The sequence below is a fragment of the Paenibacillus contaminans genome (genome assembly GCF_003285015.1).
Lineage (GTDB): Bacteria > Bacillota > Bacilli > Paenibacillales > NBRC-103111 > Paenibacillus_V > Paenibacillus_V contaminans.
In genome coordinates this window covers 143,707-168,489 of the sequence record NZ_QMFB01000007.1, presented here as the reverse complement: position 1 = coordinate 168,489, position 24,783 = coordinate 143,707, and the positions used below count along the sequence as shown (strand labels likewise).

The window sequence follows — 24,783 nt, the reverse complement described above, 5'->3', positions numbered from 1 at the left end:
TTCTTCCAACAAGCTCACTGCAAATCGCGTCAACCGAACAACGGTCTCGGCAAACCTGCGTATTCCACCACGGTTTCCCGTTCCTTGAAGCTGATCCAGTAAATACTCCCGTTGCTCTCTGCAAAACGAACGCCGCTGTTATGATCCAAACCGATCGCCGCTCTCAGCAGGTACCGGTTAAAACCGCCATGCGCGAACAGCGCCACGCGCTCGTCGCCGGGGAATTCGCGGCGCAGCCGACCGATGAAGCGCTGCGCCCGCTCATGTCCCCTTTCGGGCGTTTCATCGCCCGCGTAAAACCAGCCCTCCGCGTCCATTTCGTCCTCCAGCAGGATGCCGGCAAATAAACGCTCCAGCTCTTCGCTCTTCGGTCCGCGGTAAGGGCCGCGGTTCCTGATTTCATAAGCTTCGAGCCATACGCGAACCGGAAGCTCCGATCGCCGCGCGAGCGGCTGCGCCGTTTCGATCGCCCGAATAAGCGGACTCGACACGATATGCGTCAACCCGGCCCCCTCCAAGCAGTCGGCGACATGCTCCGCCTGGCGTCGGCCAAGCTCGGTAAGCGGACAATCGGGCATATCTTCCTCGCTTATATTGCCGACCGATTGACCGTGCCTGATGATGAATAAGTCCATTACAGCTTCACCGCTTCCCCGGTTTCCGCCGAACGGTACAACCCTTCGATAATTTGCTGCACGATGACCCCCTGACGGGGAGTCGACAGCATACGTCCGTTTCCGGCGACGGCGTCGATGAACGCTTCCAGCTGAAGCTGATGGGAGTCGGGGTCGGGCAGCTTCGGCGCCGCGATATCGACGATCGTTCCGTAGCGGCTTTGGAAGACGCCTCCCGTCTTGAAGTCGCAGCCGCCCTTCGTGCCGTGCAGTCTAACCGTATTATTCGTATTCTCCAGCGTATGGACGATAAAGCTCGTTTCGAGCAGCAGCGTCGCCCCGTTATCGAACTTGATCATGCCCATCGCCAAATCCTCAACGGTATAGTTCCGGTAATCCCACGGCGTCGGTACGGATTCGAGCGGCTTGATGCCGAGCTCCCGGTGTGTAGAGCCGAGCACCGACACCGGCTTCGGAAACTCCATGTACCACAAGGCCAGATCCAGCATATGAACGCCGATGTCGATAAGCGGACCGCCGCCCTGGAGCTCCTGGTTGACGAAAACGCCCCCCGGGATGCCGTTCCTGCGCATCGCCGATATCCGGCCGGCATAAATCCGGCCGAGTTCCCCGTCTTCAATCATCCGCTTGAGATATTGCGCCCGCGCTTTATAGCGGTTGTTGAAGCCGTAGGCGAGTATTTTCCCGGACGCGTTCGCCGCTTCCTCCATCGCCTCCGCTTCCGCCGCGGTCATGGCTGGCGGTTTTTCGCACAGTACGTTGCAGCCCGCCTTCAGCGCGGCCAGCGTTGCCGGGGCGTGAAATTTGTTCGGCGTACAAATGCTGACGGCGTCAAGCTCCACATCGGCGAACATTTCGTTATAATCTTCGAAAGCGTACGCGAACCCGTGCTCCTCGATATTCCGCTGCAGCACTCCTTTGTTCACGTCGGCGATCGCGACTAGCTCCACCTTATCGCCGTGCTTCTTGTAGTTGTTAATATGAGCCGCTTGCGCTATCCCCCCGCCGCCGACGACGCCGATTTTGAGTTTGGCCACTACGATCCGCTCCTTAATCCGTTATTTACCCAGAACTTTCTTAAGCGCGTCTTTCTCGACGGATACCGCCTTCTCCGTTTCGTCCGCGATTTGCTGAAGGACGGCGCGGGAATCCTGATTTTTCGTAAGCGCTTCGGTCAGCTTCTCGCCCCAAATCGTGGAGGCCTTTTCGTCGAGCGGATTGCCGCTTTGGTACACCATTTTATCAACCATCTTGAAGCCTTCTTCGAGTATCTTCTGTCCGCCCATTGCCGGTTCTACCTTTTCCTTGACGATCGGCAAACTCCAGTGCGGTTTATACGGCGTCAAATCCGCCGTCTTCATGAAAATTTGCTGCGCCTCGGGCGAGGTGACTGCGAATTTGATATATTCCCATGCGAGCTCTTTGTTTTTGCTTTGCGAAGGAATCACATATGTGCCGTATCCGAGACCCGGATGCTGACCGAACGGCAGCGTCGTCATCCGCCATTTGCCTTGGTTTTCGGACAACGAGCCTTTGCCGCCGTTTTCGTCGATTTGGAACGTGCTGAGTCTGTACACGCCGCCGAAATACGTGATCAGCTTGCCGTTGTTGAGCGCACGGTCCTGCTCCTCTTTCGCGCCCGGGAAAATCAGATCGAGCTGAGTCGCCCGCTTTGCATAGTCGATCGCTTTGGCGAACGTATCGTTATTCCGTAAATATTTTAGGTCCTTGTCATAGTAGCCGACGCCCGGAGATGCGATGTCGGTCACTTCCTCCGCTTTACGGAAGAAATAATGGCCTTTGGCCCGCATTTTTTGCGCCAACTCGAAAAACTTATCCGGATCGGCAATCAGCTGCCCTACCGAATCCGGGTCGGACGGATAACCGTTCTCTTCGAAAATGTCCGCACGGTAAAACATGACGTAAGGCGTCATCCGCCAAGGCAGCCCGAACAGCTTTTTGCCGTCAAGCGTCGTAGACATTTCCCAAGCCATGGGTGCAAAATCTTTCTGCATGGCGCCCGCATTGTAAGGAGCGTCGAGCAGGTTTTCCAAACCGGCCATCGCTTTGAATTTATGGAAATGCGCCTGCGACAAATCGATAACGTCCGGCGCTCCGGTGCCTGTGGCCAGAGCGGTCGTAAATTTATCCTCCGATTTCGGCGGCGTATCGGTGATGACCTTGACGTTCGGATACTTTTTCCGGAAAAGATTGGTGACGTCCTCGTAGCCTTTCCAGACCGTAATCTCGCCTTTAAAATCCTCCGGCTTCTTCGCCGGAGCGGCGCTTGCGCTAGGACTTGCGCTTGCGCTCGGCTTCGCGGAGCTGTCCGTGCCGCTTGGCTTAGGACTGCTGCTTCCGCTATCCCCCGGCGCATTCGATCCGCTGCATCCGCTTAACGCCAATCCGACCGATAAAAGGATGGCTGACAATGAGAGTGACATTTTTTTCATCGTTCTTCTCTCCTTCGCAGTGTATTTTCGTCCTTCGACTTGCCGTTTCCCCGCTTTTTGGTGACTGTAACCGCCCGTTCGTCTTGCCATGGACACCTGTGCGCCAAACTGCGGCATCACCCCTTTCAAAGCCTTGTTTATTCGCCGGCAATCCCCGTTCGTTCGACGCTTTCCACGAAATAACGCTGTGTGAATAAATACAGGAGGAGTATCGGCAATATCGTCAGAAACGCTCCCGCCATCAGCTTCTCATGGTTGGTCGGAAGCTCTCCGATTACATCCTTCGAGTCTTGCTTCATCCCGGTTTCATCCTTTTCCTTCGTCACCTCGATCGTCCCCAGCTTCTGATTCAAGGTGAAGGTGTCCGACTTATTCAGATACAGGTTCGGAAAGAAGGAATCGTTCCAATGCCAGACGATCGAGAACAGGAAAACAACCAGTATAGCCGGCTTCGCCAGCGGCACCATGATCGATATGAACGTCCGCCAAGGTCCGGCTCCGTCGATCTTGGCAGCCTCCTCGAGCTGATGCGGCAGCCCGCGGAAAAACTGCATGTAGACGAGGACGAACAATGCGCCGCGCAGCCCATGGCCGAAAAAGTTAGGAACGAGGAGCGGCAAGTACGTATTCATCATTTTCAAATCGCTGAACAACAGGAACAAAGGCACGACGATCGACTGGGGCGGAACAAGAAACGTAAACAGAAGCAAAACCATCAGTAACGTGTATCCCGGAAACCGGTAACGCGCGAAGCCGTATCCCGCAAGCGCGCAGCCGAACAGCTGCAGCAGGGCTCCGCCCAGCGATAAGATGACACTGTTCTTGAAGTGCTTCATGTACGACAAGCTGTTGAACGCAAAAATGAAATTATCGAACTTCAGCGACTTCGGTATCCACTGGACGAGCGCATCCGCCACATCCTGCCCCGTCATAAACGATTGGCTGATCATATAAAGCATCGGGTACAGGAAAACGAAAGACAGACTGAGAATCATCACATAATGAATCGTTGCGCTTATCGCATCCTTCACCCGTCTTACGCCCGTCGAGCGAAGAAAGCCGGAGGCGGAAACCGGCTCGTGAGCCGGCCTGCGCCTGTAAACGAGGGTGAACCGGGTTTCTTTCACGCGCTTACCTCCTGTCCTTGGCCATGGCGGACGTATTGCGGAATATCGCGAATACGATGCCGATGACGATAAAGATGAAGACGAAATAAATCCATCCGATGGCCGAGGCGTAGCCGTAGCTGAACTTATTGAAAACGAGCGTATTGATAAAACGCATCATCTTGTTCATAACCGACGTAAACGAGTCGACGATACAAAACAGCGTGCTCACGAGCAGCATCGGCATGATCATCGGAAACGTAATTTTCCAAAAGTTCTCCCAAGGCGTCGCGCCGTCGCATTTGGCCGCTTCATAAAGCGTCGGAGATATCGTTTGCAGACCCGCCAGCAGGATCAGGATCGGAACCCCGGCCCCCCACATGACGAGCGTGAGCGAATCCATCATGGACAACAGCGGCGTCAGCAGCTCCAGCGGAATGTAGTCCTGCAGCATGCTTTTCATATCATACTGCTGGAAAATCGGCAGTGTCGCCGCGCCTTGGGCGGTTAATTTCTGCAGCGTTTCACCCGCGGCGATGATGACCGGAAGGAAGAAGACGCCGCGGAAGAAGATTCTGCCTTTCATCGGTCTATTCAACAGGATAGCGCTGAACATAGCGAAAATGAGGATGAGCGGCACTTGAAACCCCATTTTCAGCATCGTGTCTTTCAGGATCGGCATGAACTCCACATCTATCGTAAACGCCTGCCTGTAATTTTTGAGGCCGATGTAAGTCGCTTCAAGACGCCCTGAGCTTACCTTCAAATCCTGCAGCGAGTAGATGAGCGACCGGACGAGCGGAATCGCCATAAAAACCAGAAACCCGATCGTCCATAGCGCAACGAAGGAGTAGCCTTCCCATATGTGTCTGCCCCTTAGCGTCAAGCGCAGCTTTCCTTTCATTTGGCGCTCCCCCCTTCGACGACGGCATAGCTGCCTGCTTCGATCCTCACATTGTCCGCAAGCTTGGCACTTTCCCCATAATTCACATAAATGGCGACGCCGTTCGCGAAAGTCGTACGATACACGTCCGGCTCCAGCTGCTCGTGACCGACGATCGGCTGATTCGTCACCGGCTTCAGCGCTTTTGCGGCTTTCCGGTATTCCTCCGCCGCCGGTTCAAGCCAATCCCGGTAGTCCGAGCTGATCAGATCGTTCAGCGGCGTGCGCTGGAGATTGGACGAATTCGCATAGGACAACCGGTACAGCGGCATCGCCCCGTATTCGATCATCCGCAAGAACGATTTCGGTCCGTCCTCGCGCATATTCCCGGGTTCTCCGTAATAAGGGATGAGGCCGCGGAGCACGATTTGATAGAACGGAACCGTCCGGTCTTCGAATATGAAATGACTCGAATCCATAGGCGCGTTGTCGATCCGGTTCACATGACCGAACGTGTAGGCATTGCCGTAATTTACCGCTGCGCCGCCGATCCGATTCTTAACGGATTCCAGCACCTCCTTCCAGCTCTCCGCCGTTTGTTTGCGGCTGAAAAGCGAGGACGGGGATTGATCCGAATAAAGCAGCTTGCCGACGTGATCCATTCGAATGCCGGTTATGCCCAGCTTCTCATACTTCGCAAGCTCCTTGTTCATTTTGCCTGCTGCGGTTTCCGGCTTCAGCAAAAGGAATTTCATCCCCTTTTGCTGCTGTAAGGTAGCCAAATTCGCATGGCGTACGACCAACGGCTCGCGGTTCAGTCCGCGTATGACGTCCTTCGATTCCTTGAACGTTCCGCTATCCGCATACGGCTTGACATAGTTCGCGTCCAGCGTGATCCGGATGCCCTTCGATTTGGCGTAATTGGCCAGGTCCACAAGACGACTCGAACCCCCAAGCTTGCCGGCGACAGGAAAATGCAGCGGCTGGCTCCCGAACACTCCCCCGTCCGACCAGCCCTCCAGCGTGACTCCCATCGCATCGACACCCTGCTCCGTAAACCGGTCGATGATTTCCTTGGCCTGCTCGAACGTGGTCATCTTGACGTAGGTGCTGCCGAGTATTTCGTCCCGCACCACGCCGCCTACCAGCTGCAGCTGAAGCTCCGGACGATCCTGCGGCACCGGCTTGACGCCGCGGTCGTTCGTCAAGTAGCTGCGATAAGCGTTCGCCATCCCGACATAACCGCTTTGCTCGCCTTGGAGCGGCACATAGCGGACACCCCGGTCTCCTTGAATCATGCCGCCTTGATACATCGGCACTTCGCCTGAATCTCCAATGAAGATGACATCGTCGTTGCGGTACGTAAATTCGACAGACGCCCGGTAAAGGCCGATGTTCTGGTAGCCGGAGGGAGCCGCCGCGATCTTGGCGTCAAAATCGCCTTCCGTTACGATGGCTGCAAAGCCTTGCTTGCCGCGATTGATGCCGAATACCGGCATGGCGATCGTTTCCTGCGGTGCGGGAAACACGTCTTCCTTCGAATTTTTCAGCACCGTTTCCTTCGTTTTCGTTTTGAAGGCGGGATCGCCGCCGTAAATGTTCTGATAGTACCGGTCGAAATATTCCAGATGCTTCTCCTTGAAATTGACGATTGCGCCCGAGCCGTCCGGAATGAAGAGATAGCCGTTTTCCTTGGCGTTTGCCGCATCGAAATACGGCAGCGGCTCGAGGCTGACCAGTTTGCAGCCGGCACCCTCCTTAATCGACTCGAAAGGCACTTTGACTTCCATGCCGTCTGCCGTCAAGCGGTATTCCATCGCAAAATGCAGCCCGATCGACGTAAGCGCGTAATCGACCCGTACGCCGCCCTCGATCAAGGCGGGCGCCGCCGTTCCCGCTTCCTTAAGCGGGTTAGTCAGCGTCGGATTAGCCCCCTGGGTATACCGGATCACCATCGGATTTTGAATCAGCGCAAGCTGGCTCTCCGATATGCCGGCAAGGTTCTGCGGATAGTTGTACCAGCGGTAACCGCTCGACTTGTCTTCCAGATGGACGAGACCTTTGGCTCCGTCGTACATCAAGCGGAATTTGCCGTTCTCGGCCACCTGTTTGACGGTGTCGCCCGCCGCCCCTTCCAGGGCGCGGATCTTGATCGGCGCCTTGTCGTCGTTCTCGGCGCAAACGCCGTTACTAGCCGCCGCAGTCGTCTGCTTTCCTTTCGGATACCGAACCAGGAGGACCGCCGCAACGACCGCTGCAATCACAACGAAGACTGACAGTTTGTAAATGGTACGTTTACTCATGCGCTCCCCCCTCTACATGCGGAATCGGATTTCCGTAATCAAGCCGGCCACAAAGTTGAACGCCTGATTGACAAGACCATAGAACAGAATTAGGACAAACCAGATGATCAGCATGCCGATGATGGTCAGCATCAGAATGCCCAGCAGTTTATACAGGTTGAAGTCATGCAAAATTTTCACTTTCATAATGAGCAGGAACGCCACCCAGAGGAATACGAACCCGCTGATGAAAATATAAACGGGCATTTCCTGAAGCGTCAGCACATTCGTCAGCATCGAAAGCGGCAGCGTCATGACGACGTAAGGCGTCAAAGCGTAAGCGCCGCCCACCAACAGCTCCTTGAACTTTCCTTCGCCCTCTTGGATCGTGCTGATTCCCCAATTGGCTACCGTCCAGGTGAGCCAGAGGATGAGGATCGAGGACGCTTCGGTAATGAAGGATATTTCGTAAGCTTCTCGCCGCTGGAACAAGATCCCCGAAATCGACAGAGACAAAATCCGCACCGCAACGACAAGCGCCATCATGAAGGCGGCATCGCGGTACCGGGCGCGTCCCGGCTCTTGGAGGTCGTAATAAAAATCGATCGGATGCGCCAGTACCTGACCGGCCATTTTCCATGTGCTCATCGGACTTCCCCTCCTTCCGCGCGAACAGCCGACATTTGCCTCTTCAGGAACAGCTTGCGTTTGCGCCGCCGCCACCCGATCACGGTCCGCAGGAGAACCCCGACAGCTATCAGCACGAGGACGGATTCGATAAAGTGCTTGCGAAGAAATATTTTGCGCTGCTCAAGGAAAGCGTCCGAGTATTCTTCATAAGCTCTCGCTTGTTTAAAGTACCTCATCGCTTCGGTGTATTTCTCCTGCTTGCTCAGCGATTTGCCGATCGCCAAGTAAGCCAAATTGTAGTTGCTGTTCAGCCGCAGCACCTGCGCCCACGGCTCCTGCGACTCCTCGTAACGGCCGTCCGCATACAGAACGGACGCCTGATGCACCAGCTCCCCGAACGCCGTGACGCGAAAACGGTCGATCCGGTTTCTTGTCTCATCGGCGATATAGATGATACCGTCCGACGTCTGCGCTATGCTCGAAGGCGTAAGCATCAGCCCGTTCTGGGCGCCAAGGCCGCCGAAGGCGAACAGCAGATTGCCTAGACTGTCGTATTGGAACGCCCTGCCGGTAATTTTGTCCAGCGCCGTAATGAACCCTTGGCTGTCGACGCTCACATCGACGAAGGAGTTAAATTTGCGTTTATCGTTCGTGATCTTCATCCGGTAGTCCCCGTAGCGCCCGATGGCGGACTCCTGCGCATTCAGCGTGTCGACGCCGACGGCGCTCAGCCGCTTAACCTGAAGGGTCTCCGTGCCTAGCGTCGTCGTATAAATGAATCCTTCCGCATCCTGGAACAGGTTGGAAAACTCCGGCGGCTTATCGCCGGACATCTGCGCCTTCTGCTCCTTCGTTGCAATCAGGTTGGTCAGGATGCGGGTCACGTTGAATGCCACGTGATTGCCTCCGAACAGTCCCGCGAATTCTCCGTTCGGATCGAGCTGCAGCAAGCCTTGATACAAGCCGTCGCAGACGATGGACAAGTAACCGCGTTTATCGACGATCACTTTGGACGGCAAGTATAGGAACTTTTCGCCCAGAAGCGGGCTTTTGGGATCGCGGAAATCTTTGACGAACCGTCCGGAGTGGTCAAATACCGCAATTCTGCTGTTTTTCGTATCGGCCACATAAACGGTTCCGTCTTCCGCGGCGAATACGCCCTTCGGTCCGTTCAGTTTGCCGTCGCCGTCTGTTGAGCCGTAAATGCCGAGCACCCGTTTATTTGCGTCCATATGCACAATCCGGTTATTTCCGGTATCGGCGATATAGATCGTGTCGTCGGCTGCCACATACAGATCCTGAGGCTTGTTGAACGGCCCCGCTTCATTGTCGAACCCGTCGATCGAATCCATGTAGGCGTAACCGTTCAGCGAGGCGACCGGATCGAATTTGTTATTGTACGTATACCCGTCGTATGGACTTCGGGCCTCTGCAGGCGGCGCCTCCGCAATCAGCAGGACGATCGCCGCCAGGAACGCGAATGCGAAACGTATGTGAACTCTCACTGGACTCCCCCCTATAAAGCTCTGCCGAAGCGAAGCGTTCCGCCGTAGGCGCCGGCTTCGCGAAGTGGAGCGGGTTATGCTTTGATCCCGGAGTGCGCCATCGTCTCGAGCACCCGGCGCTGCGTGATGATAAACATGACTAACGTCGGGATGACCATCAGGAAGCTGGCCGCCGCCAAGGCGCCTACGCGGGCGACCACGCCATATCCTCCGCTGATCGTATTGATGGCGAACGGCAGCGTTTTCATCTGGTCCGTTGTCGCGTAAACCGTCGAAGCCCACGGATCGTTCCACGCTGCGATGAAATTAAGCAGCATGAGCGTCGCGATGGCCGGCTGCAGCAGCGGGATCACGATTCTGAAGTAGCTTCGCCACTCGCCTGCCCCGTCGATACGGGCCGCTTCCAGCAGCGCATCCGGAATTTGATCGAGGAATTGCTTCATTAGAAACAATCCCATAGGCGAAGCGAGCATCGGCAGGATAAGCGCGAAATAGGAATCCATCAGCCCCATCTTGGATACGACGATATATTGCGGAATTTGCGTCACTTGCGGTGCGAACATAAGCGCCAGAATGATCATGCTGAACATTTGCTTGCGGAACGGCAGCTTCTTGTGCTTGCTGAGCGGATATGCCGCCATCGTGCTGATCAGAATACCGAGCGTCACGACTAAGAGAGAAACGACGACGCTGTTGAAAATGTATCTGGAGAACGGAACGACGGAGCTTGTCGCCGCAAAAAGGAGTTCCTTGAAGTTTTGCAAGGTCGGATTGATGACGATAAACCGCGGCGGAAACAAGAAAAGCTCCGAAACGGGCTTAAAAGCGGTCACCGCCAAATAAACGAGCGGCATCAGCATAAGCAGACCGAAAACGGTCAGAAAAGCGTAGAGGATCGACCCGCTCCAATCGAAACGGCCCCCGTTTATAAGTGAAGAGCGACTGGTCACGTTCATCAATCCCTTTCCCCGAGTAAATTGAAGATGATCCGGTTAAGCCCCACCATCAGCAGGAAGAGCACGACGGCGATCGCCGCGGCGTATCCCATTTCGAAGCGGACGAACGCATAGTCGTACAGATGGGTCATAATCGTATGGCCGGCATATAAGGTGCTGGGGAAGCCGGCGAGCGACATGGCGATGTCGTACACCTGCAGCGAAGAGACGATCGTGAGCACCGCGCCGAAAAGCAGCTGGGGCTTGATGGAAGGCAGCGTAATATACCATAACTCCTGCCAGCGGTACCGGACCCCGTCGATGACGCCCGCTTCATACAAGTCGGTCGGGACGTTGGACAAACCGGCGAGAAACGCCAGAAATCCGGTACCCATACTAGTCCATAAGGAAACGAGTATGATGACGGGCATGATCGTCTTCACATCCTGCAGCCACAGCCACGGTTCGTCGAAAACGCCTATTTTGATCATCCAGTGGTTAATCAGCCCGTAGCGGTCGCCTGAGAACAAGTACAGCCAGACGACGGACATGGCGACCGAGCTGGCAATCGCCGGCGTATAAAAGCACAGTGTAAAAAAGAATCGGTATTTTTGCGGAATGTTGCTGATGAGCCAAGCGAGAATGAACGACATGCAGTAGCCGAGCGGGCCGGTAAAGACGGCGAACGTAAGGGTGTTCCCGATCGCCTTCAGGAAGATGTCGTCCTCCAGAAAAAGCTGCTTGTAGTTTTCCAGACCGACCCACCGCGGCGGCTCCAAAATGTTATAGTACGTCAAGCTCAGTCCCGCGGCGGTTAATACCGGAATTACCGTGAATACGAGAAACAGCAGGAAAAACGGCGCCAAAAACAGGAACGAGGTACGGTGGCTGACCAAGCGGGCCCATAAGCTCTCCTTCTTGTCGGCTATGACCTTCTTCGCGGTTTGCGAATCAAGGGCTGCTTCACTCATCCGCCGTCACCTCCCTTTCCTTTCGTCGTCTTAGCCGGCTCGTCGTCCAAGCCGAATTCATCCCGTTTTTTGCGGATTTCCTTGTTGATTTCCTTCACGCCGTCCTCCAGCGCTTCCCGCGTGTTTTTGCCGTTTAATACGATTTCGTTCCAAATGTTGTTGATATACCTGGATGTGTAGTAGTCGCCGGGAACGATTTCCCGTTCCTTGAACCAGTCCCACTGCTCGAGAATGGCGTCGATGTCCGCCTTCGGCCACGGCAGGTTTTTCAACGCTTCCACGTTAGCCGTATTCCAGCGGGCTTCGGCGCCGATTATGGCCTCCAGCTCGCTTCCGAATCGTTCCTGCACGGCCGAGCTGGTCCACCACTTCAAAAACTCCCATGCGTCGTCCTGCTTTTTTGTCGTGCTGAAAATGACTCCGGTTTGCGCGGCTCCGCCGACCGAACGGTCGATGACGCCGTCGCTGCGGCGAATGCCCGGTATCGGCCGCATTTCCCACCAGCCCGTCAATTCGGGAGCGGCGGTCGACAGCTGCATGTAAGTCTGGTAATCGGCTACACCGATCGGCATTTCCCCGGTACGAAACCGGTTATAAAAGCTCGATTCCTTGCTGATCTTGTAGTTCGTGTACATGCCGGTCCACATCTTCATTGCGGCTAGCGCTTCCGGCGTATCCAAACCGGAGATGCCATTGTCGCGGTAAAATTCGCCGCCGCGCTGGAACAGGAACGGAGCAAACTGAGCTGCAGACCCGTCCGTATCGTGCGGATAGTAGAAATCCATCCCGTTCTGCTGCAGCTTAGGAATGATATCCATCACTTCCTGCCACGTCTCGGGAATTTTCTTGATGCCAAGCTCCTCCATTATGTCTTTGCGGTAAAACATCATGTTGAAGTTCTGATTCTCGGGGAGCGCGTAATTGCCTCCTTGGAACCGATAAGGGGTAAGCGCGCCCGGCCTGAAGCGCTCCGCAACTTGCTCATAGTCTGGAAAAACGTTCAAATCAACGAGTCCGCCCCGCAGTGCGAAATTGTTCGGGATTGTCGCGTCGACGCCTAGAGCGACATCGGGTCCTTTGCCCGAAGTCATCGCCAGCATAAACAAGTTCATCGAGCCGGCGGGAATGATGTTGACCTCGACGTTGATACCCGTCTGGGCCGTAAAATCGGCATCCGTCATCTGTTTAATGATTTGCACCCAATCGCGGCCGCGGGCTACCCATACCTTCAGCGTATCGCCGTTTTCCTCGCGGGTGGAGCCGATTTTTCTGTAATCTTTGGTGAAAGAGGTGAAGAAATCGTAAACGCCGATCCCGACCTTCGTCATGAAGCCGGCATTCGCATCGGGCCAATTCCGGTCAGGCGACTTGACGACCAAGTAGTCGAGCTGCAGTTTCTGTTTGTTCATTGAGGTAATCCATGAGCTGAGTGAAGTTTGTGTCGTGGAAAAGCTGTCGATCCGCTTCGGAATGGTGTCGGTTTTGCCGGCCAAATCGATCAGAAGATCTCGAGCCATCAGGATGGATGCGAGTTCGGTGCTGCCTTTCTTGACGCCCAAGCTATAAATGCGCTGTATGGCGTCGTCCAGATCGCGCGCCATCAAATGAAGTCTGGGCACGAGATTCGGAATGTTGTTTTCCAATTCCCATTCGCGGTTCGGATCCGGGTTCGTGCCGGTTATCATGATGACCTCGCGGCTCAAAAACGACATTTTGCCGGAAACGTCCTGAATCAATTCGAAGATGGAGCCTAACTGACCGACCTGAACCTCCATACGCAGGCGGTGCTTGCCTTTATCCAGATAAAATAAGTACGGATCGCCTTCCTTGCTTCCAAGGCCACCGACCTGCCAATCCCCGTCGAACGGGAAATCGGCGCTGTTCATTTCGCGGAACGGAATGGAGCCGTCGAGGTAAATCGTCCGCTGCACCGGAACCTGATTCAGCCATTTGGCCAAGTACCGGGCTCCTATGTTATACAGGCCGGATTCGGGAACTTCGAATTCCCACTCGATCCATTGGCTGCCGTCGCGCCACGCACCGCCGCCGATCGTATTCATCCGGACGGCGCTTCTATCGAACGGTTCGGTAGCCGGATCGCGCTCATCCACTCTCCGCAGCGTAGCTTCGGATTTCAGCGAAGCTTCTTCCGCCTGCACCTTGATGTACGTATCGCGGACGTCCTTATAGCCTTTATCCTGATACATCTTTAACAGCTCTTGATAGGTTGGCGGAGTAACGGGGGAGTAAACGCTCAATTCGCCAATGGCAGCCGGTTCTCGAATATAGCCGATGCGAATCGTATGCTTCCCCTTGGTCATATAAAAACGGAACGGTTCGGCCGTGCGCGCTTCCGGATCGCGAAACTCGCGGAACTGCCATCCGGCGACCTCTTCCTGCTTCGGATTGAATTCGTTGCCCATGGTATCGAACCAGGTCGTTCCGGCTTCCTTCCACATTCTGGGGAACACCATTCTTTTGGCCTGCGAGAACGGATAAGCGCCGTCGATTTGCACGCTCCGCTGGATAGAGGCCCCTTTGCCTTGAAGCGCGTAATACGCGATGCCCATCTGATAATAACCTGCGCTTTCAATATCGATCTCGTACTCGGCCCAATCTCCTTCGGCGGTCATGGCGAGCACGTCGCCTTTCATCCCTTCCGGGTCGCTGCGCTTGAAAACGCCTGACCCGCCAATTGCTTTAAAGCCGGCGCCTGGAACGGCGATACGGATCCCTTTCGTATCTTGCGCTTCTTTGCCGCTTGTTTGTTTGTAATAAGCGGAGTACGCAGTTTCCTGCCTGGCACCGATTCCGGAGCCCGCAATGATAGATCTCTGATCCACATCGCCGTATTCCGGTATGCCGGCCATAACCGTATCGTCATAACCGCGTGCATTGTTCCACCATATAAAAACCGATACGAGCAGCACGCCGGTAATGATCGATACCGTGTATTTGCGAAGCATCTTAAGCATGTATTTCCCCCCAACGAACCGATGTGGGCAATTTCTTAATCATTAAAATATAGTGCAAGAGTTATGCGAATGCATGTTCATTGTTCGCTAATTTTACCGGCTCACTTTCGCGCTTCTGCCTTAAAGCGCCGCAAGGGTACGGTCTGCCGCTCTTTTCCAAACGGCGATTCCTTGTCTGGCGGAGTCGTTCATCTCTTTCGCTTTGCGCGTAAGCTCGTTCATCGGTACACCTCGAAGCTTCGCCAGATGTTTGGCCGTAGCCGGATATCCTTTGCCGAGAACGCCGTCCAGAAAAACCAGCAGCTCGTGAAGCCTTTCCGCCGTTTCCCGGTTTCCGTTCGCAGCTTCGCGCCAGAATGCCAGCGCAACGTCGGCCGCGGCTGCGGAAATCGTTGCCATAATCCCTTGCGCGCCGCTGTGCAGAGCTTCCAGCAAGTATGGCATGTTAGCCTGAAACACGAGGCTCCCGGTAGCGCTTTCAATTTTCGCTCGAATGCCTTCCGGCGTGCAGGTCGTGTCTTTGATACCGGCAATCCCATGCTGCGTTACAAGCCGTCCGTATACATCCGGATCGACAAACCGCGGCGAGGCAAGCGGACACTCGTAAAGAAAGACCGGGATAGGCGACAGATCGGCCAATCTGCCGAAATAATCCTCAAGCCGGCTTTGATCTTCCCCCATGCTGCCCGGCGGGATCAGCACGATGCCGGAAACGCCCGTCTCCGCCATGCGCTGCAATTCCTCTTTATGCTCTGCGGGGTCGCTTTGCACGTTTCCGGTTGCTACCACGGGCATATCCCCCGCAAGTCGTACCGCGCGTTCGGCAAGTGTAAGCCTTTCCTGCAGCGTCAAATATTCCATTTCGCTGCTTCCGCATACCGCAAACAAGCCGTGGGGACGATGAGATACCTGCCATTCGACATAACGGTCGTATACTTCCCAGTCGATCTCTTTATTTAGCTGAAACGGAGTAAGCAATAACGCATAAACGCCCTTAAACCGATCCGCAGGCACTAAAGATGCCCGGTTTGACACGCCATCATCTCCCAATCCTTGTATTTCGTTACGTTTAGCATGGCTCAGACGTCTGCTTGAGCGATTCATTCTCGTCAAACCGGTTCAATATTTCCTGCGGCGAAGCCGTCCCCGCCCTTCCCAGCTTACGGACGGACACCGCTGCGGCCAAATGCGCGAACGCCGCCGCTTCCGGACCCGAGCTTCCTGTGCCGAGCGCCGCGAGGAACGCCGCCGTGAACGAGTCGCCTGCGCCGACGATATCGATAGGAGGCTGGACCGCTATCGTCGGCACGAGCGTGACTTGCCCGTTTTCGAACCAGAGCGCTCCTTTTTCGCCTAAAGTGACGCAGCATGGCGCCTCCGCGAATTTCGCAAGTTGAAAGCCGGCTTTGATGATTTCATTGTCCGTCGGTTGAGGGTATTTCAGGCTTCCGTAGCTCCACCGGAGCGTTTCCAGCTCATTCGGTTTCACGATAACCCCTTTGTACTTGCCGATGTTATCCCTGCTGTCGACGACGATCCGCTTGCCTTGCGATGCCCAATAACGCAGCCTATCGCGAAGCGTTGGGCCGATAACGCCGCTCTTCAGCTGGTCGGTCGTGCTGATGACGTCCGCATTCGCAGCCATCAGGTCAAGCTGCGCAACCAGGCGCCTCTGCAGAAGCTCGAACGGACCGTCCGTATTGATAAAATCGATGCGCGGAGCTTCCTGCTGCACATCCTCAAGGCCGTGCAAAATCGTTTTGCAGTAAGCCGGGGTCACGCGCTCCGTATCCGTCACGACAAACGAATCGTCGATACCGAGACCGCGGAGCGATTCCTTCAGCAGCATGCCCCGCCAATCGCTGCCTATTGCGGTGCAGAAGCTTACTTTCGCACTGCCCAGCTCCATGAAATTGGCCGCTACGTTGCCGGCCGCGCCGGGAGAGAAAACCTCTCTCACGACCGGCAAATTATAATGCGGCGTCTCCCGCGACAGCTCGCTGACCTTCATGTCCGCATGCCAATATATATCCAAACAACCGTCGCCAAGCACGCCTACTCTCAGTTTCGCGATGCGGTCCAGAATTTCTATTACTCTGCCGCGGAGCAATCCGTTATATTGTGGAACGGAAGATAAATTCAGCACTTCTTCCTTCATCGAATGGCCTCTCCCTTCCAGCCTTTGTCATCCGCATCAGGCGGTCCTTGCAGCATGTGAAGTTCAATTAGTCCCTTTACCGCTAGCTACATACCGCTTATCGCGATCCGAAACGTTTTCAGTTCGAACGGTTTAAAGAATGCTTGGAAGGCGTGCTCGTCATGCGGCACGAGCACCGCTTCTCGCTCAGCCAGATTGACTTCTTCCACCCTGCCGATGCTGTAGTGGACGGCGAACGAAACTTCCCCCCGCTTGCCGGCGTATTCGTAACAGCGCACGATCCAGTCGTCGGAATCCTCCGCTTTCTTGACCGTATCGATCATTACATGATCTCCGCTTACGCCGATCATGCTTAGAGCCGCCGGAAGCGAACCGGATGCCGGATTTGCCGCCTCGGACAACGCCGCCGTTCTAACGGGCGCATTGAGGCGATGTGCCTGCTCCGCAGTCCCTGCCGCAAACCAATCGCCTTCATGAGGGAGCAGCGCGTACGTAAATCTGTGTTCGCCCTTGTCGCATTCGGGATCCGGCTTGTTGGAGGACTTGAGCAGCGTAACCCTCATGACGTTATCCCGGATGTCGTGGCCGTACTTGCAGTCGTTCATCAGGCTGACTCCGCAGCCCCGCTCGGACAAATCCACCCACTTGTGGGCGCATGTTTCGAACCGTGCGTAGTCCCAGCTCGTATTCCAATGCGTCGGACGTTGTACGTGGCCGAATTGAATTTCAAAAGTAGCCGACGTCGCCCGGACACGCACCGGAAAGGCAACCTTCAGCAGCGTTTCCCGCTCCTGCCAGTCGACCCAAGTGGAGAATTCGATGCGCGGATCAAAGACGTAAAGAATCATGTCCTGACGGATTTTCGTATTCCCATACGCCCACTCAAAGCTGACGACAGCCCGCAGCGGCCCGTTCTCAATGACCTCCATCGAACGAAGATCCGTCACATGCCGCACTTTCTCGTAATAGAAAATGTCGATTTCCCAGTTGTCATGGTTGACCGGCTTATCCTCGTGCACATCGAAGCGGTTGGCCGTTTCCCCTTCGGCGATGATTTCGCGTCCGGACCGCTTGTCATAAAGCCTGGTCATTTGCCCGGTCTCGTTCCACTCGATTTCGTAGAAAGGCGTAGACGCATTACGTTCTCCGAAAATGACGGCGGGAACGGCAGGCGTTGCCATGCCGTCGCCCTCTTCCATCCGAATGGTCGTATATCCCATCGAAGGAATGCCGGTCGCCAGTATTTGAACCCGGTCGCCGTCCGCAAAGCCGCTAATGCGTTCAGCCTGCAAAATATTTCCTGCCGCATCCCGCCACCGTTTCCCCGTGAACCGCGCTTCCCAAGGGAGCTGAACGAGCTCGCTGCGGGTCCATGGCAGCGAATTGAATACGAGCCAGCCGGGACCGTCCGCATCGACGAGCGTGGCGAGCCGGGTCAAGCCGTCCGTCAGCGCGGACTGCGCCAGCCCTTCGGCTTCCGCATATTCCGTGCGGCAATCCTCGTATACCGCAGTAATCGAAGAACCCGGCAATATATCGTGGAACTGGTTGCGCAGCACAATCTTCCAGCTCTCGTACAGCCGGTCCTGCGGGTAAGAGGCGTAACCCGCCAGCGGACTTCCGAAGATTGAAGCGATCTCTGCGTCCCGCAGCAGAAACTCCATGTGCCGGTTCATCTTCTTCACATAGCCTTGCGAAGTGTAAGTGCCTCGGTGGAGCTCCAGGTACAGCTCGCCGTCCCAGCGATGCACGTAACGGTCCGTCGCGGAGACGGTCTCTTCGAGCTTGCGGAAAAACTCGTCCGCGCGCCCTGTCGTCGCTTTCGGCAAACCCGGCATATTTTCGAGCCGCCTGCGCAGCTCCAGCATCGTCCGGGTCGGACCGCCGCCGCCGTCTCCCCAGCCGTAAGACAGCAGCAGCTCGGAGTCGTTGATCTCCTTGTTGCGGTAATTGTTCCAGATCCCCGCCAACGTAGCCGGTACGACCTGCCCGTTGTACGTATAGAAACGGGTGAACGTGCCGTCCGGCAGATCCGGATCCGGCGTCGTAATATAGTGCGTCAAAATTTCCGTGCCGTCGATGCCGCGCCAGTGAAAGGTATCGTGCGGGAACCGGTTGTAAACGTTCCAGCTGATTTTCGTCGTCATGAAGTGGCGCAGGCCGCTCTTCTGCAAAATTTGCGGCAGCGCCCAGCTGTAGCCGAACACGTCGGGCAGCCACAAATATTCGCAGCTGACGCCGAACGTTTTCTCGAAATACCGCATGCCATAAAGCAATTGACGGACGAGCGATTCGCCGGAAGGAATGTTGCAGTCCGATTCCAGCCACATGGCGCCGCCGGCTTCCCAACGTCCCTCTTGCACCCGTTCTTTGATTTTGGCGAAAATATCCGGGTAATCATGCTCGATATATTCGTAAAGCTGAGGCTGCGTCTGCAGGAAGACGTATTCCGGAAATTGCTCCATCAGGCGGAGAACCGTCGAGAACGACCTCGCCGCTTTCTCCCGGGTATGTCTTAGCCGCCACAGCCAAGCTACGTCGATATGCGTATGGCCGATGCATCGCACGGTAACCGGCTGGAATTTAGGCAAGGCGTCCAGCTCTTCCTTCAGCTTCCGGTTCGCTTCCCGAACGCTTGCATAGAAGGCTTCGTCGCCGGGAACGCGCCAATCGAGCAATACGATCGCACGATCAAGCGCTTTCATTAATGCTTGCTTCTCCCAACTGTTCTCGCTCAACACCCTGATCGTTTGCCCGACGGCCAGCGCCGAATAGTACAAATCGTCGGTTTCCGTTTCGAGGACGGCCAAGGCGGACATCGCGATCCGATGCTCCAGCTCGGTCTTCGTTCCTTCCTCTCCGTTGAGTCCGCTCCATACTTTGAACAGCAGGTTTATGCTTTGACCGGCGAACGATTCCGGGAAGAAGACTTCCTTATGATTGCTGCCGACGCCTTGGTAAGGTTCGCCGTTTACATAAAGCAAGGATTCGAAGCCCGAATTGTGACCGGCGCCGGTTTTCCCGAAGTCGAACAAGCCGACAACCGTTCTTCCGCTCCATTCGTGCGGAATTTCCGCCTGAACGCTCAGCCATGCCGTCAGATCGTAGCCTCTCCATCTGTCGCCTACAGACAGAGTTTCCCATTCGGCATGCTCGGGAGGCATCGCCCCGATTTCCGCTTCCCTGTCGATCCACATGCGGTAAGAGGGCAGCTCGCGAAAATCTACGTAACGATATTTTTCCAATTGCGCGATTCTTTTCCACAGCTTGTCGAATGTTAAGAGCATATGCCCCTCCTAGTTAGCACTCCCGAAGCATCTGCCGAGGGCAGGTTCTGCGTCCAGCGTGCGGATTAACAAGTCCTGTAAAAGAAGAACTTGCTTCGTGTTCCATTTTAAGTTAATTTAATCATAAAGATAACTGAAGTTTTTGTAAAGATGTTTTTTCGGAGCTTGCATATGCGGGGAGGAGATTTCATGACCAAGCAAGAAAGTCCGGAGGATGGGATGAAGAGAAAAAAGCTCATCAGGCGCTACCTGCAGTTTGTAAAGCCCTATCGCCATTATTTATTCGCCGTTATCGGGCTTGGTTTGCTGCAGTTCGTCGTCCCTCTGGCTACTCCCTGGCTGACGAAGATTCTGATCGACGACGTGCTCGGGCAAAACGGTTCCGGTTGGACTTTGAAGCGAGTCCTTGTCATTTTCGGCTCCATATACGCAATGAGCGTCGTCGTCACCTTCATCCGGAATCATCTTACCGCCCGTTTGGGAAGCCGGATGGTGGCCGGTATTCGGAGGCAATTGTATGAGCACATCCAGAAGCTGTCGCAGCGGTTTTACGATAATCAGCAGGTAGGCGGAATTTTATCCAGGGTGATCAATGACGTGAACGGCGCCCAAAACCTTGTAGGCACGACCGTGATCAACATCGTTTTCGATATGATGATGATCGTGTTCGCGGCTGTCTTCATGTTTTCGTTGAACTGGAAGCTCGCTCTGCTGTCGCTTTGGATTTTGCCGATCTATTATTTGACCTTCACGAATCTGAACATCCGAATCCGCTATGCATCCCGAGCCGTCCAGCGGCAAATGGAGCGCATATCCGGCGTTCTGGTCGAACGTATATCCGCCATGAAAATCGTGCAGTCGTTCAACGGGGAGAAGTCGGAGCTGGATCGGTTCGACAAACAAGCCAAGCGTCACATTCATCATTCGCTGGCGGCGCAGCTTTTATCGAATACGCTCGGCCGGATCAGCGAGTTCGTCGGGTATTCCGGCACGCTTATCACTTGGGCAATCGGCGGTACGCTCGTGCTGAACGGTCACCTGACGATTGGCGCCCTTGTCGCTTTTCACGCTTATTTGGGGCAGCTGTACGGCCCTATTCAGCGCTTCGCCGACGTGAATGTAACGATCCAAAATGCGCTGACGAACATCGAACGCATTTTCGAGCTGCTCGACACGGCTCCTGAGGTCAAAAACGCGGACAATCCGCTGCCGCTGAACGCGTGCGGGGGCGACATCCGGTTCAAAAACGTTTCCTTCAGCTACGAAACCGAGCTGCCCGTCCCGCGCAATGATAATATCGGTTACGATCCCGACCTTGTCGAACGGCAAAAGCCGCCGAAAGCATTCTACTGGCTGCCTCCCAAAACGAAATCCCCGCCGCTGCCGACGGTCGTCGAGAAACGCAGAGCGCTCAAAAACATCAGCTTTCACGCCAAACCCGGCCAGGTTGTCGCTCTGGTGGGCCCAAGCGGGTCGGGCAAATCGACGCTGATCAATTTCATCCCCCGCTTTTATGACGCCGACCGCGGCACCTTGTATTTGGACGGCAAAAATATTCAAGAATACGACATTCACGAGCTCCGCAAACAAATCGCCGTCGTGCTGCAGGACAATATTTTGTTCTCCGGCACCGTCTTCGACAATATCGTTTACGGGCGTCCCGAAGCAACGATGGAAGAAGTCGTCCGAGCGGCCATTGCGGCGAACGCGCACGACTTTATCGTCAAGTGGGAAAAAGGCTACGAAACCGTGCTCGGCGAGCGCGGCCTGCGCCTTTCGGGCGGACAAAAGCAGCGTCTGGCTATCGCCCGCGCGCTGCTTAAAGATCCGAAAATTCTCATTTTGGACGAAGCGACATCGGCGCTTGACGCGGAGTCCGAAGCGATCGTCACCGAGGCGCTCGACAATCTGATGCAGAACCGCACCACTTTCGTTATCGCCCATCGTCTTGCCACCGTCGTTCGGGCCGATTTGATTCTGGTCATGGACAACGGCCGCATCGTCGAGTGGGGAACGCATGAACAGCTGCTGCTGCAGGAAGGACTATACCGCGAGCTCTACGAAAAGCAGCTGCAAGCGATGCGTCCGGAAGATTTGCCGATCCGTTCGATTTCCTGATGCAGCTTCGCCGGCGGCGGACATAAGGATATACGGCATCGCCGTCCTAAACGCTTTCGAAGAAAGCGACTTCGTAAGCATAAGCTGGGACTGGCGCTTTTACCGAGGAATAGAGCTGCTTCCATGATACTTTCTGCTAAACAAATAAAAGGGCTGCCCTCTATCGGGCAACCCCTCCGTTTATGCTATAGCAAAGCTTCGATATCGGCTTCCATGGCGCTCGGGGATACGATCGGCTCATACCGCCCTACCGAATTCCCGTCCCGGCTGACGAGAAATTTCGTGAAGTTCCACTTGATCTCGTTATTTTGCAGCTGCTCCGGCATATGCTCCTCGAACATCGCTTGAAAACGCCGGCCGCCCGGATCGTTCTGGTCGAAGCCTTCGAACGGCGCCTCTTCCGTCAAGAAGGCGAATAACGGATGCTTGCCGTCCCCCTTCACTTCCACTTTCTCGAATAAAGGGAAGCTTACGCCGTAGTTGACCTTACAGAAAGCGTCCACCTCATCATTCGTTCCGGGCTCCTGGCCACCGAATTGGTTGCACGGAAAACCCAGAACAACCAACCCTTTTTCCTTATATTTCTCATAAAGCCCTTGCAGCGCCTCGTATTGCGGCGTGTATCCGCACTTGCTCGCCGTGTTGACGATAAGCAGAACCTTCCCTTTATAGGACTCCAAGCTGACCGTTTCTCCTTGAATCGTTCGAACGGCAATATTAAAAATGTCCATTTTCTCAGCCTCCACAGCATGATTTGTTGAATCCCGGAATCCTGATCTGATCTTTGTATGTACGCATCTCAAACATTAGGCTTTGTGATCGTTCATGTCAAGCTTTCGTCGTCGCGTTTACCGTTGAATATAAGCACTTGATACGTGAAACATATAAATTCCTTATATTTATAATAAAGTATATTATGTTCCCCTTTCTATTTCGTTGTTCGCTTTACAAGCGTAACGATCGATCAGTATAATCGATTTATAGTTGTGAGTAATCACTCATTTTTATACCGAAGGAGCGTGCAATCATGTTCACTTCCCATACGCAATCCCCCTCTCCGCCCTTGCATTCTCCGGCGGTCGAGCTTCAAAGCGTCACGCGGGCATTCGGAAACCGAACTGTGCTTAAAGACATCACGCTGAATGTGGAGCATGGCGAATTATTCGGATTGCTCGGCCCTTCCGGCTCCGGCAAAACGACGCTTATCAAGCTTATAACCGGGATAGATCGGGCCGACGGAGGCAGCGTCCGCTTGCTGGGCGAACAGATGCCGAAGCTAGCCATGCTCCAGCGTTTCGGTTACATGGCTCAATCCGACGCGTTATACAATGAGCTGACCGCCAAGCAAAACCTGCAGTTTTTTGCATCCTTGTACGGACTTTCCGGATCCGATCGAAATCGGCGAATCGAAGCTTCCATGGCGATCGTCGACCTGCTCGATCATTTGGATAAGCCGGTTGCCGCTTATTCCGGCGGTATGAAACGGCGGCTCTCTCTCGCTATTTCCTTGCTTCACGAGCCCGAGCTGCTAGTGCTGGATGAGCCGACGGTCGGGATCGACCCGGTGCTGCGCCAATCGATTTGGAAGGAGCTTCTTGCGATGCGGGATCGCGGCACGACAATTATTTTAACGACCCACGTCATGGATGAAGCTGACAAATGCGATCGGATCGGCTTGATCCGGGACGGTCATTTGACGGCGGTCGATTCGCCGGCGGCTTTGAAGCTCAAGAGCGGTACGGCTACGATCGAGGATGCATTCATCGTACTCGGAGGAGGCGGTCCGGCATGAGAGTTCGCGCGCTCGCATTACGCATTATTCAGCAGTTCATTCGGGATAAACGGACGCTCGCGCTTATTTTTTTGGCGCCTCTGCTTATTATGACGCTGTTGAACTTCGTGTTTAACGGCCAAGCGATAAAGCCGGATATCGGGGCCGTAAGCCTCCCGCAACAGCTGACGGAACGGCTCGAGAATGCCGATGCCGACGTCACGATGTTCACAGATAAGGAGCAAGCCGAAAAAGCGCTCGCGAACGGCGAGCTGGATGCCGTTATCTCGATCGACAATGGGAAGCCATCGATCCGTCTAGAGGGCAGCGACCCGACGATCAGCAAGGCGGTCATGCTTTTGCTGCAGAAAAGCATTCAAGCCGAAACGGCAGCGGTACAACCGAGCATCTCGTATTTACACGGCAAGGATGACATGTCATCCTTCGATTCCTTCGGCCCGGTTCTGATCGGTTTCTTCTCGTTTTTTTTCGTTTTCATGCTGGCAGGCGTCGCCTTCCTGCGCGAACGGACGACAGGAACGCTGGAACGTTTGCTGGCCACACCCATTCGGCGCCAAGAAATCGTTGCCGGCTACTTGCTCGGCTTCGGCGTGTTTACGCTGCTGCAAGCGGCGCTTATCGCGTGGTATTCGATCGGCGTTCTCGGTTTATATATGACCGGCTCGATCTGGCTTGTGCTGCTTGTCAATTTGCTGTTGACCTTGACGGCGCTTACGCTCGGCACGCTTTTATCGACTTTTGCAAGCAGCGAGTTCCAAATCATTCAATTCATTCCGATCGTAATCGTTCCGCAAGTTTTTTTCTCCGGGTTGTTCAATTTGGAATCGATGGACCCCTGGCTGCAAAAGCTGAGTTACATCATGCCGCTGTTTTACGGCGCCGATGCCATGCGCGGTATTATGATTCGCGGGGAAAGCTTCGGCGACATTCAACTCGATATTTATGTGCTGATCGGATTTTCGGCCGCTTTCGCGCTGTTGAATATTTTGGCTTTGAAAAAGCAGCGTTCCATATAATCGCGATGACGGATACAACAAAAAACGAATCGCTGCA

The 24,783-nt window shown here is 54.8% G+C and carries 18 protein-coding genes; 3 read left to right on the top strand and 15 right to left on the bottom strand.

The window, feature by feature from the left end:
* Nucleotides 1–29 precede the first annotated feature (29 nt).
* The 14 genes from DQG23_RS14260 to DQG23_RS14195 form a co-directional block, all read right to left on the bottom strand.
* On the bottom strand, nucleotides 30–635 hold the full coding sequence (locus DQG23_RS14260) for a histidine phosphatase family protein (RefSeq protein WP_113031531.1): 606 nt from the start codon (nucleotides 633–635) through the stop codon (nucleotides 30–32).
* Nucleotides 635–1,672 (bottom strand): Gfo/Idh/MocA family protein, encoded by a 1,038-nt coding sequence (locus tag DQG23_RS14255; protein ID WP_113031530.1) that lies wholly within the window; start codon nucleotides 1,670–1,672, stop codon nucleotides 635–637. The genes DQG23_RS14260 and DQG23_RS14255 overlap by 1 nt, the downstream gene beginning before the upstream one ends.
* A gap of 21 nt (nucleotides 1,673–1,693) precedes the next feature.
* Nucleotides 1,694–3,088: an ABC transporter substrate-binding protein gene (locus tag DQG23_RS14250; protein WP_158560487.1), complete on the bottom strand. Its 1,395-nt coding sequence runs from the start codon at nucleotides 3,086–3,088 to the stop codon at nucleotides 1,694–1,696.
* A gap of 137 nt (nucleotides 3,089–3,225) precedes the next feature.
* Nucleotides 3,226–4,215 carry a carbohydrate ABC transporter permease gene (locus DQG23_RS14245; RefSeq protein WP_113031528.1) on the bottom strand — a complete coding sequence of 330 codons (990 nt, stop codon included), beginning with the start codon at nucleotides 4,213–4,215 and terminating at the stop codon, nucleotides 3,226–3,228.
* Nucleotides 4,216–4,219: 4 nt separating this feature from the next.
* The gene (locus tag DQG23_RS14240; RefSeq protein ID WP_113031527.1) at nucleotides 4,220–5,098 is read right to left on the bottom strand and encodes a carbohydrate ABC transporter permease; all 879 of its coding nucleotides are present in this window, start codon (nucleotides 5,096–5,098) and stop codon (nucleotides 4,220–4,222) included.
* Nucleotides 5,095–7,380, bottom strand: coding sequence for a DUF5696 domain-containing protein (locus tag DQG23_RS14235; protein ID WP_113031526.1), 2,286 nt, complete (start codon nucleotides 7,378–7,380; stop codon nucleotides 5,095–5,097). Before DQG23_RS14235 ends, DQG23_RS14240 begins: the two co-directional genes overlap by 4 nt.
* A gap of 12 nt (nucleotides 7,381–7,392) precedes the next feature.
* A complete protein-coding gene (locus DQG23_RS14230) occupies nucleotides 7,393–8,007 on the bottom strand; it encodes a YIP1 family protein (protein WP_113031525.1) in 615 nt (204 codons plus the stop codon).
* A complete protein-coding gene (locus DQG23_RS14225) occupies nucleotides 8,004–9,494 on the bottom strand; it encodes an NHL repeat-containing protein (protein WP_113031524.1) in 1,491 nt (496 codons plus the stop codon). The genes DQG23_RS14230 and DQG23_RS14225 overlap by 4 nt, the downstream gene beginning before the upstream one ends.
* Nucleotides 9,495–9,568: 74 nt before the next feature.
* On the bottom strand, nucleotides 9,569–10,450 hold the full coding sequence (locus tag DQG23_RS14220; protein WP_113031523.1) for a carbohydrate ABC transporter permease: 882 nt from the start codon (nucleotides 10,448–10,450) through the stop codon (nucleotides 9,569–9,571).
* Nucleotides 10,450–11,400: a carbohydrate ABC transporter permease gene (locus DQG23_RS14215; protein WP_113031522.1), complete on the bottom strand. Its 951-nt coding sequence runs from the start codon at nucleotides 11,398–11,400 to the stop codon at nucleotides 10,450–10,452. Before DQG23_RS14215 ends, DQG23_RS14220 begins: the two co-directional genes overlap by 1 nt.
* Nucleotides 11,397–14,375: an extracellular solute-binding protein gene (locus DQG23_RS14210; protein WP_113031521.1), complete on the bottom strand. Its 2,979-nt coding sequence runs from the start codon at nucleotides 14,373–14,375 to the stop codon at nucleotides 11,397–11,399. The genes DQG23_RS14215 and DQG23_RS14210 overlap by 4 nt, the downstream gene beginning before the upstream one ends.
* Nucleotides 14,376–14,495: 120 nt before the next feature.
* Nucleotides 14,496–15,410 (bottom strand): dihydrodipicolinate synthase family protein, encoded by a 915-nt coding sequence (locus DQG23_RS14205; RefSeq protein ID WP_158560485.1) that lies wholly within the window; start codon nucleotides 15,408–15,410, stop codon nucleotides 14,496–14,498.
* Nucleotides 15,411–15,444: 34 nt separating this feature from the next.
* Nucleotides 15,445–16,533, bottom strand: a complete 1,089-nt coding sequence (locus DQG23_RS14200; RefSeq protein ID WP_113031519.1) for a bifunctional heptose 7-phosphate kinase/heptose 1-phosphate adenyltransferase — start codon at nucleotides 16,531–16,533, stop codon at nucleotides 15,445–15,447.
* Nucleotides 16,534–16,619: 86 nt separating this feature from the next.
* Entirely contained in the window at nucleotides 16,620–19,820 is a 3,201-nt protein-coding gene (locus DQG23_RS14195) for an alpha-mannosidase (protein WP_113031518.1), read from the bottom strand.
* Nucleotides 19,821–20,009: 189 nt separating this feature from the next.
* Between DQG23_RS14195 and DQG23_RS14190 the strand changes: the two genes are divergently transcribed.
* Complete coding sequence (locus DQG23_RS14190) at nucleotides 20,010–21,938, top strand: ABC transporter ATP-binding protein (RefSeq protein WP_238177889.1); 1,929 nt, start codon at nucleotides 20,010–20,012, stop codon at nucleotides 21,936–21,938.
* Between the two features lie 185 nt (nucleotides 21,939–22,123).
* On the opposite strand, the gene DQG23_RS14185 is transcribed toward DQG23_RS14190, so the two are convergent.
* Nucleotides 22,124–22,669 carry a glutathione peroxidase gene (locus tag DQG23_RS14185; protein WP_113031517.1) on the bottom strand — a complete coding sequence of 182 codons (546 nt, stop codon included), beginning with the start codon at nucleotides 22,667–22,669 and terminating at the stop codon, nucleotides 22,124–22,126.
* Nucleotides 22,670–22,965: 296 nt separating this feature from the next.
* Between DQG23_RS14185 and DQG23_RS14180 the strand changes: the two genes are divergently transcribed.
* Both DQG23_RS14180 and DQG23_RS14175 read left to right on the top strand, forming a co-directional pair.
* Nucleotides 22,966–23,730, top strand: a complete 765-nt coding sequence (locus tag DQG23_RS14180) for an ABC transporter ATP-binding protein (protein ID WP_113031516.1) — start codon at nucleotides 22,966–22,968, stop codon at nucleotides 23,728–23,730.
* Nucleotides 23,727–24,746 carry an ABC transporter permease gene (locus DQG23_RS14175; RefSeq protein WP_113031515.1) on the top strand — a complete coding sequence of 340 codons (1,020 nt, stop codon included), beginning with the start codon at nucleotides 23,727–23,729 and terminating at the stop codon, nucleotides 24,744–24,746. The genes DQG23_RS14180 and DQG23_RS14175 overlap by 4 nt, the downstream gene beginning before the upstream one ends.
* The last annotated feature ends 37 nt before the right edge of the window (nucleotides 24,747–24,783 follow it).